Below are 12,628 nucleotides of genomic sequence, written 5' to 3' on the forward strand. Positions count from 1 at the left end.
GGGTTTATATATATATATATAACTTTTCAATGGAATCATTCGTAATGAAACGTGCCGCTCGCGTTGATTGCTCTGCCTGGGGCTCCTTCGAGTGTCCAGGGTTTACTTGCAAATGAACATCTAAACTAATGCCCCGCCCCGCAGCAGCTGCGGGACAGGGCGGTTGTCTGTTACTCGATGTTGATTGTGCCTTTGAAGACAGCATTGAGAAGCTCAAAGTCCGGTGCGGGACCGTCCGCTTGACCTTTCCATAATTGAATGCTAACGCGGCCATTGTTTGCTCCCGTTTCCTGCGTCATCAAACGGATGGTGTACAATTCTCTGTTTATTTGCAGCAGACCTTGAATATAAGCGTTTCCGCTTTCCGTAACGATCCAGTCAGATTTAACGTCGATCTTTTGGCTTGTGTTATTTGCTTTCAAGGTCCAATATTTTAAAAGTCCGTCTTTGAAATATACATCCCAATACAGCTTCTCTTTCCAGATCGCATCAGACCCAAACCCTGATGGCAGCTCCACATACCCTTTCACTTTAAGCTCTTGAGAGATTATCCCCGTCACGGCTATATTAGTTTTCGCGCTGGCGGACATAAAATTCGGATTGTCCGAAAGCACTGCACTCACTTCATATAATCCTGCAGGCAGCGCTGTCATGGAGGAAGCAAGCCCCGCAGCGTCGGTTAGAGCCTCGGCTTCATTCGGCGGAAGTACAACCGGTGTTTTTGATCCGTCCGGCTCGACCGCATATACCGCGAATGTAACCGGGAGTCCGCTGAGAGTCCCTTGGCTGCCGTCAGAAGGCTCCGATACTTGCGCCGCAAGAGAGATAGGTTCACATGTCGTTCCGAGCAGGCTGCCCTGATAACTGATCGAAGAAGCTTCACGCGACACCATAAGCGACGACGATGAAGCGGAGCCGCGAAGATAACGGCTCTCGCTTTGGGCATACTTGGCATCCACTGTGTACGTTCCTGCGCCCTGTTGAACAGAATACGTAAGCTCCGCCGTTCCCTGTTCATTGGTTACAGCCGTTCCCGCCGATTGGCCGTTCACCAGGAAGGAGACGGTTTCCCCTGAGATTGGGATACCATTTCGGTCAGTCAATGTCGCTTCCAGCTTGGCCTGATCACTATACACACCGTTTGCTTGCGCGGCAGCAAGCTTCGTGGAGGCGTAAATCGTAAAGTGTATCTCCTGCAAAGTTTGATTGGAAGCGTTATCCTCCGCTTCTACCGTCAGCACATATGCCCCTGGTTGCGTTATAGCGGTACCGCTTGCCCAATCAACGCCGTTAAGCTTGATAGAGATATGCTTCACACCGCTTTCCGGGTCATCTACAGACACTTCCGGCATCGCTTGATCCGTATATTCACCGCCATGTTCTACTCCCGTTACGGTAACAACAGGATCAGTGTGATCAACGGCAACGGCTTCTATCAGCTTAGCATTGCCCCAAAGTCCGCGATCGAGGTTGTTCCGGCTTGTGCCGTTCCATTCGTATTGCCGCTTCCTGGTGATTCCGTCTTCACTTTCATTAAAGCCAAAATCAAATAAAAATTCCCGGCCGCTCTCCGGCTGCATCATCACCGATTCCCATGGGATTGCGGCTTCAAGAACATAGCCCTGACCGTCTGCCGATAATTTTTTAATCATCTCTATTGAGCTCTGACGTCCTGTGTTAAACCATAGCCAAAAGTTTGGCTGATCTTCAGGCCCTGCTCCCGCGCTAATAATTATCTGTCGGTCATCGTATAGGAGAAGGCCGGCTAGCTCAGGCTCGCTTGGGCCAAAGAACATTTCCACGCCGTCACCCTTCCAAACGTTGCTGTTCGGGTTGTTGTTCATCATCGGCGTCGGTTCTTTGATATGGGCCGTCACATACAAATGCTGTTCATCCCACGCGAAGGCATAATCTGCGGTAATGCTGTCTCCCCCGCTGCCTCCGGCCCGATTCTCGACCGTTAACGTCGCCTTTCCTTCGGAACCCGCTGGAAAGCCGTTCATTTCTCCGTCGAGCGGAATCGGTGCAGACGTATAAGGGATGTTGATGATTTGATTTTTCCCCGTACCGACTGGAGTATCGCCGAAATCGTGGTTAAACGGTTCTTTGTTACCGAGCATGACATCGTAAATGTCATGATGCGTCTGCATCACGCCTTCCAGAAAGGTCTTGTAGGGCCGGTCCGCCACGTTAATCAATCCGGTGTTGTAGCGTTCCCCGGTCAAGCCTTCAAACCAGCGTCCGGTAGCAGCCTGGTCTACATAGTCAAACCAATGCGTACCGACGACATATCCGAGAGAAGCCGCTCCTTCGACATAATTGCGATAACGCCAAGCACGTTCTTGTTCATTCACAGCAGCTCCCACTACAATCGGGTTTAGCCCCTGCTCCGCTGTGCCGTAACTCCATTCGCTTAACAAAATCGGCTTGCCGCCTGACTTCGTATAGATCTCATTCAACATCGTCACATCAAGATTATGCGCATAGTGGTTAATGCTGATAACATCCATATATTTACCGGCTTCCTCAGCCAAAATCCCCCGAACCTTCGTATTCTGCATCGGCAGCGTGAGCCATCGATCGCCGAGCAGCAGGTGATTCGAATCGTATTTAGCAAAGAGGCGCTTCACCGTACTGTAATACGTGTTCAAATACAACCGGAAAAAGCTCTCGATATCTTTGTCAGCCTCCGCCGTATCGATATACAAAGCCGCTTCGTTTAAATCCGTAAAGCTTGCATAATTCGTGCTCCAATTCGCATTAAAGGCCGCAATATCAACGTACTTTTCCTGAAGCATCTGAACCAGACGCTTCTTAATCCCCGTTTTGCTTGCCTTCAGCTTGGGAACCGCCGTAAAAAACTTTTCATAATGGTATTCATTATCGACAAAGTACCCGATCAACAAAGGATCATCCTTAAGAGCAGGCAGCGTTTTAAAAAACGCATCATCAATCTTGGCTTCCGCATCGTCAGCAAAAATGTCGAATATTTTGATTTCGCTAGGCTTACTCATGCCGTTGAGGGGAAGCACAAGGGTATACGGCAAACCGTTCTGCGCTGACAAAGTTCCCGAGCCCCACGCGCCGGCGCTGTTAAAGCCCCATTTTTTGAGCCGGTCGACCGCCTCCGCGAAAAGCTCCGTATTCGTCGGAATCGACCCTTTTTTTTTGTATTTATTAGCCATGTAGAAAGAAAATACGTCCTGTGAGCCTTGGAAGGCATCATTATATTCGCTGTCATAGGGCGGCACCCATTCGAACTTCGTCTCCTGACCCTTGAGCAAGGTGAATGTTTCATTGTTCGTAATCCCGTTCATACCTAAGCTGAAATAAGCCGATCCGCTCGGTGAAACCAGAATCGGCTTACCGCTTGCCTCCTGGATGTTGAAAAATCCTGTGGCTTCCAACTGGAGCTCTTCCTTGCTGCCCTTTAAACCGCCAAGCTCATCGAAATCGGATGGAACCCCAAGACTGCCGTAATATTCCTGATCCTTCGCAACGTCTGCCTGTAATTCCGCATCGTTAATCACTTTTGTAGGAAAATCAGCTGTTTTGACCTGGCCATACCGGTCAATCAGCATATCCGCTTTGGCATAGTACTTATAGGTTTTGACCGGACTGGTTACGTATCCTTCCTTGGAAGCATACGTATCCAGTGTAGTAAACCCGGAAAGTGACAACGGGCCCGTATACGGTTTATAATCGGTATCGTCATTCAGTTTATAGAACACGGAAGCTCCCGGCGTTCCCGAGCTCATAGCAACTGTAAGCGGCTGATCGCCGATCAGACCGTTCGGCGGATCCGCCATCACCGAACTAACATTTTGGTTAATGACCAGCTTGGATAACTGAGGCGTCCAAGCCTTATCAGCTCCGGTGAACTCGATTTTCAAATATCGCGTATCGGACGGCATTTCAGCAGCCTCATAAATGACAAGCTGCCAGTTAGACACCGGCGCACCGGAGCTAAATACTGACGGATTCACTTCAGTAAAGGTCGAGCCGTCGGCAGAAGCATAGAAGCGATGCCCGACCATCGGCATACCCCCGCCTATAAATGAATAGCTGTAGGCAGTAAAGGTGTTGATCGGCATCGAGGTTTTGTAAAGCATAAATCCGGTGGCCGTTGTGTTTCGGACCATACGGCTGGCATCGTTTCCAAAATAGGACTGATCAGCTGTCTCAATCCGTATATTTGAGCGTTGGAACACGTTCGTAAAGTTGTTCATCTCATCGACAAACCCGTTCTCTTCGGCATTAGCGGTAAGTCCCGGGATTACAAGGGTAACAAAGAGCGACCACAAGCATATTAAGGTGATAATTTTGCGTAGCTTCATGATGTTGACCTCCCACATGTCTGGATGCGCTTTTAGCCCCTAATGAATTGGAAAGAGACATAGCTGTTGCACACTACGTCCCTTCATCCAACTTACTTTTGAGACTGCTGCTGCTCCATGACCTCATAAATATCCTTCGCTAAGAATGCATTGTTGCTGTCTTTTACATACCACTCCTTGAACCAGTCCTCTATCAGTTTCCCATTCCCTTTATCCCAAGTATCCTTCGCATCTTTCGTTGCCTGTTCAGCCGTATACCCTTTGCCGCCCAAAATTCCTTTGATGAACATATCATCAATCGGCTTCACCATCGGTGCGGAGACTGCTTCAACATCCTCGGGAAGCTGCGGCATATGCTCAGGGTGAGTGATTTCGACATACGGTTTATTTGGATCGGTGTATATTTCCATCGCTTTCTTGTACATGTCGAAGCCTTCCTTCTGCACCGGGTCACTCAGATTGAACCCTGTCTCGAGCTTGCCGCACTGCGTATCGAGAATGGTGCTGCTCATCATCTGGAAGTCACCGTTCCATGCCACCTCTTCCTTGCGCTTATCCATGCTTACCGGTTCCGGACAGCCATTCGCTCCAGCCTTCCAATGCTCGCCCTCGATACCGTTTCTAAGTGTATTCGCTGTCTCTGGTTTCACCAGGAAGTCGATATATTTCATGACCGAATCCGGGTTTTTCGCGCTCGCATTGACTACGGCTGTCGCTTGAACCGGATTTGAGAAAGCAGGATTGAACTGGCCGGCAGGACTCTTCGGATAAGGAATCGGCGTCACGACGGCGTCCGGCACGTTCTTCTTCAGTGAAGCCAGCTCATTCTGGCTGAAGCTTACCCAGTTGATCTGAAGCGGATAAATACCGACCTTGCCGTTGACAAAATCCTGCTTTGCTTTCGCGCCATTCTTATCGTTCAAGAAATCTTTATCGATGATGCCTTCATCAAACAACCGCTTCTTAAAGTCCGTCACAGCCGTGAAGTTATCCCAGTTGCGGGTCACTGTCCCGTCCTTCACCACCCAGCGGGTCGCTTGAAAGATTTGGTCGATCACTTGACCTGATTGGAAGCTGACCGCGATACCGTGGGTATCCTTCTCTCCGTTGCCGTCAGGGTCGTTCTCGGCAAATGCTTTGGCTACCTGATATAGTTCCTCCGTCGTTTGGGGAATTTGTAAATTCAGCTTTTTCAGCCAGTCCTCACGGATCAGCAGGGCATGGATTGGATAGACCTCGGCCAGCCGTGCGAACTCGTAAATTTTACCATCCGCCTTCGTACCGACCTTCTTCAGCGCCGGATATTGCTGCAGCATTTGCTTGTACGTCGTGCTGTATTTTTCGATGATATCATCGAGCGGCATAAGCAGTTTTTGATCGATCAACGGATTCTTAATATGAGGCGCATACTCGAATATCAAATCGGGAGCGCTCGAGGAAGCAAATAATACATTCAGCTTCTGCTGAGATTCAAATCGCGGAACCGCAACAAACTTTACATTCGCCGGACCATTATCGTTCAACCATTTGGTCCAGCGGTTGTCCTCTATAGTTCCTTCTGCAGCCGGAACGGACCCCCTGTCGTAGACGGTTACGGAAATATCTTTTTTTGCTTCGGGTGTCTGTACGTCCGTCACATCCTCAGGTTCAGTCGATGCTGGCGTTTGGGAGCAGCCGGCGAGCAGCAAGCCTAAGATCAAGAGCAGCGCCGCACTTCTTGCAAACCATGGGTTAACCGTATTTTTCATCGCCATTCCCCTTTTCAATAGGATTGAAATCGTACTGTACTCATTACAGCTTCAAATCTTCTTATAATCTCATTCGCATCCCTCCTGCCCTAAGAACACTGAATACTTCACCCCTTCACCGAGCCCAGCAGAGCGCCTTTCACAAAATATTTCTGAACGAACGGATAAACGATGACCATCGGCGCCATTAAGGTGATAATGCCGGCGGCTTTTATCCCTTCCGGAGTAATCTGAGCGGTGTCGTCGGCCTGAATCATTTGTGAGGCGACGACCTCCTGAAGTACGGATTGGCTCTGAATCATGTTTTGCACGAGAACTGTTAGGTTGTATAGATGTGTATCGTTGATATAGATCAGAACGGCCAAGAATGAGTTCCAAAACCCGACCGCGTTAAACAGAGTTAATGTAGCCAGCACGGGCAGCGACAGCGGAAGAATGATGGAACCGAGCAGCCGCCACTCGCCGCAGCCGTCAATTCGGGCCGCTTCCTCAATTTCTTCGGGCATCCCGACGAAGAACGTCCGCAGAATCAGGAGATTATACGTATTCACTAATGCCGGCAGCCAGAGTGCCCAATAGGTGTTGATAATCCCCAGAGACTTCATAATCAGATAATTAGGAATCGTGCCTCCGCCGAACATCATCGTGAACAGAAAGGCCAGCATGAAAAAGCGTCTCCCGATAAAATATTTCCTGGCCAGCGGGTAAGCGGTTAGTATCGTGACGATCATCGCAAGCGTTGTTCCTACGACCGTAATAATAATGCTATTTTTGAGCGAATCTAGTATACGCGTTCCTTGGAACAGAGATTGGAATGATTCCATCGTGAAGCCTATAGGCCGAAGTGACACGTTACCGGACATGATCGCATGCGCATCGCTCATGGATAAGGCCAGAATGTGCACTAAAGGCAGCAAGCAGCTTAATCCCAACAAGAGCAGGACGAAATAGTTAATGCCGTAAAACAACTTTTCTCCCAAGGTCGATTTCATCGGTGCACCTCCTTACCACAAGCCTTGATTGAATTTGCGAGCGAAATAATTCGCCGATAATATGAGAACGAGGCCAACGAGATTTTCAAATATACCCATCGCTGCCGTCAGGCTGTATTGTCCTCGAAGTATTCCGATTTGATAGATATAGAGGCTGATGACGTTTGCGACATCGGAAACGACGGCATTTTGCAAATTATAAATTTGGTCGAAGCCTACATCCATCACTTTACCGACGGACAATATTAACAATAGGATGATTGTCGTGCTGATACCGGGAATCGTTATGTGCCGCATTTGCTGCCATTTATTCGCACCGTCAATACTGCCTGCTTCGTACAAGTGAGGGTCGATACCCGCCAAGGCCGCTAAGTAGATGATAGCCGCGAAGCCCATTTCCTTCCATATGCCTGAGCCCAAATAAATGATCAGCCATGAAACCTTTTCATACATGAAAGGGTATGGTTCTCCGAGAAAGCCTTCCAGCCAGCGGTTGATCGTTCCTGACTCTAAAGCGAACAATGAAAGGACGATGCCGCCGACGATAACCCATGATAGGAAATGCGGTAAATATACAAGCGTCTGTACGACGCGTTTAAACCACATTTTGCGAACCTCGTTTAACATAATGGCTAAAATGATCGGCACCGGAAAACCGACAACAATGCCAAGAATACTGATCATGAACGAATTGCGGATAATTTGGAGAGACTGCGCTTGGTTGAACAGCTGCACGAAATTGTCCATCCCGACCCAGGGACTTCCAAATATGCCGTCACGAAGATTAAAGTCCTTGAAGGCAATAATAATGCCGCCCATAGGCGCGTACTTAAAAATGATATAAAACAAAAGTCCCGGCAAAAACATAATCATGAGCGGAATGTTTTGCTTTATTAGTTTGACAGTGCTTGCTTTAAGCCGTTTGTTCGATTGGGGCACCGAATCCGTCAGGCTTGACCGAACAGCCAACTCCATCACCTCATCTGCGTATCGTTAGGTTTATCATAGCGGTATTTTGTAAGCGCTGCCTTGAATTACAGGCTCAAAACCTGTAATTATTTGAACTGCCCAATCAAGCGTAAACGGCTTCGCCGTCCTCTGGCGGCGAAGCTTCGTTTCGCGGAGAAATCTAAGCAAATATAAGTGTGAAACTTATAAATTCTTAGAATTTTAAAAATGCCGCTTCAAGGGTCCCCCCTCAAAACGGCATATAAAAAACTATCGCTTAAACTGCTTGCGGTAATCGCTCGGCGACATCTTATGGAGCAGGCGGAACACGTTCGTAAAATAATTCGGGTCATCGTAGCCGACTGAGGCCGCGATCTCAAGCACCTTCATATCCGTATTCATTAGCAGCATCACGGCCTTTTGCATGCGAATTTGAGTCAAATAAGCACTGTAGTTGTCACCGGTCACTTTCTTGAACAATTTACTATAATACGTCGAGCTGACTTTAAACATCTCGGCCATTTCCGTTAGTGAACAGGTTTCCATGTAATGCTTGTCAAGGTACTCGAGAGAACGGCTGATGATGCTCTCGTTGTTGCGCAGCCTCCATTCTTCGAATCCCGTTATGAATTTCCCCGCTTCACCCCGGGCCCATTCTGCTGCGGCATGCTCCGATTGCAACCTCTGAAGCCGCTCGATTTGCTCGGCAAAGCCCGGTGTCTCACCGGACTGCTCCAGCTGTTGCTTAGCCACACTATTCATCGCAAAGGCTAGAGCCAGTGCCTCCATCTTGGCATCCTCGGGCGAAAGCGTACCGATTTTAGACACAAGCTCGTTTATTTGGTCATCCAGCTTATCAGGCTGTCCGAGAAGTATACCTCCGGTAAGCTGCGTTTGAAGCTCCTTCACACGTTGTCTGCTGGCTACCCCGCTGGACAAAAAGGCAGATTCCGCCCCTTTTCGTTTCGAGGCAGAAGCTTCTTTCAAAATAAACGATTCGTACAGCGAAGGCGGCTCGTTCAAGCTTGTAACAGGAGGGGTCCAGCTTACCGTCAGACCGATGCCAAGATAGGATTGCACTGCTTCCTCCATTAAACGGCCGAGTGTATTCGCCTCCCTGCCATCCTCTACAATGAAACAAAACCGGTCGAATTCGAGTGAAATGAACGGTCCGGTTAGTTGATGCTGCTGCATCAACTCCGTCAAGATATTGAATAAGGCGAATTGCAGCAGACCCAAATCGTTCGGCCCATAAAGCTTATTCACAGTAAAATAATCCTTCACTGCGACAAACAGCAGCCTATTCCCGACCACCCATGACTTCAACCGATGCTCCTCCCCGCGGGTAGCGGGAAGCCGGAGAAGCAGCGCCCGCAGCAGCGCTTCCTCTTTCATCCGAAGATCCGCCTCCCGCTCCTCCCTTTTGCGCAAAACGGACTTCAGCCGCTCTTGGGCTTTATGTAGGACCTCCATCAACGTTCGATCATTGCACGGCTTCAGCAGAAAATCGATGACACCGAAGCGGATAGCCATCTGTGCATATTTGAAATCATCATAACCGGTCAAAATGACAACGTCTGTTTGAGCATGCTTGTTATAGATATGCTCCGACAGCTCAATTCCATCCATTCCCGGCATTCGAATGTCCGTCAGCACCAGGTTCGGCTGTAACGCTTCCAGAAGCTCAAGTGCCTCATGTCCGTTCTCAGCCTCCCCAACCACCGTCCAGCCTAAGGAATGATCCTCAATCATCTTGCGGAGCCCTTTTCTGAATAACGTTTGATCATCGACAAGCAGCAGTTTTCCGGTCATTGCAATTCATCACCTCTTAGGGGTAAATATAAATGCACCGTTGTTCCTTGATCGGCGCTGCTTATGATCTCCAACCGATAGGGCAGCCCGTATACCAAATTAATTCGACGCAGGACGCTTTGTACACCAAGCGAATCTCGTTCTCCTGTAAAGTCAGGAGCGCAAATTTTTTCCACCCGTTCCTTGCTCATGCCGCAGCCGTTATCCTCAATTTCGATTTTCAAAAAATCATCGATCCGGTAGGCCCGAATCTCTAGAACCTTGGATGAAGTCCTATCCTTGAAGGCATGAACGAACGCATTTTCCACCAGCGGTTGAAGCAGCAGACGTTGAATTTCACAGTCATATACATCCTCATCCGCATGAATGCGGGCATCGAAACTATTTTCCAGAAAGGCCGCTTGGATACGCAAATAGTTTTCAACCTGCTCCAGCTCATCGCGAAGCGTTGTTCTTTTATTAATTCGTTCCAAGGAATACTTGAGCAGCTTCGACAATGAAAACACCAGATTGGCCGAATCCAAGTCGTTCTGTATGTACAGCTTCCAATAGAGTCCGTTTAAGGTGTTATACAGAAAATGAGGGTTTAACTGCGCCTGCAGCGCCTTCAGCTCCGCTTCCCTTTCGCTGATCTGGCTCATATATACCTTTTGAATCATGTCTTGAACGCTGGATGCCATGGAGTTAAAGCTTTCTCCCAAAAAACCAAGCTCATCGTGTGTGCGGGACCGGATCCGAATATTAAATTCACCTTCCCTCATCGTACGCATCGCCCGCACCAGCTCTTTAAGAGGTGACAGCAATCGGCTGCTCAATAAAACAATGAGCAGGCTGCTTAAGCAAATACTGAGGAGCCCAAGCCATAAGCTGATATTTAAAATCAATTGGCTTTCTCGAAAAATATACGACAGCGAAACCCGGCTGATCAGCGTAAACAATATTTCTTTCGAATAGACAGAGGTATAAAAATAGGTAGTATCTCCCTGCTCTTTAATCTTACTGCTATTCCTGCCGCTTAATAACCGCTCGAGTCCCTCCGTATCTTCCTCTGGCCCATCGGTATATAGGAGCTTGGCCTGCTGATCGTATAAATAGACGCGTCCATCGTCACCGCTTCCGATTTCACGGAACGAACGGGTCAAGAACTCTTCATTTATGACCATGACGAGCAATCCGTAGTTCTCGCCTTGGTTACCCTTCATCCAGCGCGACGCGATAATGACGTCCCGGTACCCGCTTTGCTCTATATGACTGGGGATCGATCTTCGCATCCATACCAAGTCCCCCTTAGAAGAAGCCAAGGTGCTGTACACATCATGAAAAGCGGCTTGGCTGAGCGGCTCGACCGTTTCTTTCAAAAGACCGTAATAATAGTTCGTACCGGTTAAATCGTATAAATAAAGCGAGAGCAGCTGTGGAGCATCAAACTTGACCTGCCGAAGCTGCTCCGCGATTTGCTCCTGCTCAAAGTGGCGTTCCGCAATCGAAAGCTCCTCCCTGAAGGTGGACAGCTTCGTAATTATTTTCTCAATCGTCGGATTAAACACAATATAGTTCGAAATACGGTACATCTCCTGAATACGAAGCTCCAGCTGCATCATCGCCTGCTCGCTGGCCTTGACGTACTGTCCCGTCACCTCCTCCTCAAACAACCGAAGATGGGTTCGATAGGAGATTAGTCCGGTCAAGTTGACCGTAAAGAAAATAATGGCTGAAATCCCGAACAGCAGCTTGCTTTTAAAACTAATCTTCTTCCCCCAGCTGGTCCACACGAAGGCAGCCCTCTCTTTCGTATGACTTATCAGAGCAGGAATTGTCAGGAAGTATTTATGTATATTTCTATAAAGTAGCTCTACCTTAAACGTGCTGCTCGACCTCAAGCAACTCTCACCCATCCGGTTAACTGCTAACTTGAGGAACAATTAATTGCAAAAAGCCCCGCTCCTAATAGTGAGGCTGGATAAAATCGACTGTTCCCCTCGCCGCTAAATAGGTACCCGCTACTCCCCGGTAAAACGGGGAGAGCGCTTCTCGCGGAACGCCTCCAGCGCCTCCAGCCGGTCTTTTGTCGCGATGACCGCTTCATAAGCTTTGAATTCTAAATCCATGCCCGAATCCAGATCGGTATTTATGCCTTCGTCGATTGCACGTTTAGCCTGATAGACAGCCAAAGGAGCATTGGCGAGTATCTCAGCGGCCAAGCCCTCACTCATTTCCTTCAGCTGTTCCCGGTCATCCGCAACACCGTTCAGTAACCCAAGCTCAAAAGCCTGATCCGCAGAAATTTTCCGTGCTGTCAAAATAAGCTCTTTCGCTTTGGACGCTCCAATGAGACGCGGCAGCCGCTGCGTGCCACCCGCGCCTGGAATGATGCCAAGTCCAGCCTCCGTAAGCCCCATCTTAGCTTCACGGATCGAATAACGGAAGTCACAGCATAACGCAAGCTCCATACCTCCTCCTAATGCATAGCCGTTTATCGCCGCAATTGTCGGCTGAGGCAGCCGTTCAATCGCGGCGAACACCTCTCGGATCTTCACTACATTTCGGCGTACCTGCTGTTCATCCAGCGTTATGCGCTCCTTTAAATCCGCACCAGCGCAAAAAGCCCGGCCCTCGCCTCCCAAGATTACAACGCGAATATCGCGCGGGTTTTGCTTGATCGTTTCCGCGATTTCACCAAGTGCGACCAGCATATCATAATTAAACGCATTCAAAGCCTCCGGGCGATTGAGCCGGATATAACCGATAGGTCCATGCTTTTCCCAGAGCACCGATCTGCTCACGCTTTCCA

Annotated in this window: 7 protein-coding genes; all 7 read right to left on the bottom strand. The window is 48.9% G+C overall.

Annotated elements, in window-relative coordinates; genetic code table 11:
* Positions 1–170 precede the first annotated feature (170 nt).
* On the bottom strand, positions 171–4,337 hold the full coding sequence (locus AC1DLI_RS23290) for a sugar-binding protein (protein ID WP_477606882.1): 4,167 nt from the start codon (positions 4,335–4,337) through the stop codon (positions 171–173).
* Between the two features lie 92 nt (positions 4,338–4,429).
* The gene (locus tag AC1DLI_RS23295; protein ID WP_477606883.1) at positions 4,430–6,085 is read right to left on the bottom strand and encodes an extracellular solute-binding protein; all 1,656 of its coding nucleotides are present in this window, start codon (positions 6,083–6,085) and stop codon (positions 4,430–4,432) included.
* 107 nt (positions 6,086–6,192) lie between these two features.
* A complete protein-coding gene (locus AC1DLI_RS23300; protein WP_477606884.1) occupies positions 6,193–7,077 on the bottom strand; it encodes a carbohydrate ABC transporter permease in 885 nt (294 codons plus the stop codon).
* A gap of 12 nt (positions 7,078–7,089) precedes the next feature.
* A complete protein-coding gene (locus AC1DLI_RS23305; protein WP_477606885.1) occupies positions 7,090–8,052 on the bottom strand; it encodes an ABC transporter permease in 963 nt (320 codons plus the stop codon).
* 243 nt (positions 8,053–8,295) lie between these two features.
* Entirely contained in the window at positions 8,296–9,837 is a 1,542-nt protein-coding gene (locus AC1DLI_RS23310) for a response regulator (protein ID WP_477606886.1), read from the bottom strand.
* Entirely contained in the window at positions 9,834–11,609 is a 1,776-nt protein-coding gene (locus AC1DLI_RS23315) for a sensor histidine kinase (protein ID WP_477606887.1), read from the bottom strand. Before AC1DLI_RS23315 ends, AC1DLI_RS23310 begins: the two co-directional genes overlap by 4 nt.
* Positions 11,610–11,837: 228 nt before the next feature.
* Positions 11,838–12,620 carry an enoyl-CoA hydratase-related protein gene (locus tag AC1DLI_RS23320; protein WP_477606888.1) on the bottom strand — a complete coding sequence of 261 codons (783 nt, stop codon included), beginning with the start codon at positions 12,618–12,620 and terminating at the stop codon, positions 11,838–11,840.
* Between the last annotated feature and the right edge of the window lie 8 nt (positions 12,621–12,628).

Source organism: Paenibacillus sp. 01T443 (genome assembly GCF_056398325.1).

What these genes read in the sequence shown, in the direction of transcription:
- AC1DLI_RS23290 (WP_477606882.1), bottom strand. Translation starts at nt 4,337, where the DNA reads ATGAAGCTACGCAAAATTATCACCTTAATATGCTTGTGGTCGCTCTTT.
- AC1DLI_RS23300 (WP_477606884.1), bottom strand. Translation starts at nt 7,077, where the DNA reads ATGAAATCGACCTTGGGAGAAAAGTTGTTTTACGGCATTAACTATTTC.
- AC1DLI_RS23310 (WP_477606886.1), bottom strand. Translation starts at nt 9,837, where the DNA reads ATGACCGGAAAACTGCTGCTTGTCGATGATCAAACGTTATTCAGAAAA.
- AC1DLI_RS23305 (WP_477606885.1), bottom strand. Translation starts at nt 8,052, where the DNA reads ATGGAGTTGGCTGTTCGGTCAAGCCTGACGGATTCGGTGCCCCAATCG.
- AC1DLI_RS23295 (WP_477606883.1), bottom strand. Translation starts at nt 6,085, where the DNA reads ATGAAAAATACGGTTAACCCATGGTTTGCAAGAAGTGCGGCGCTGCTC.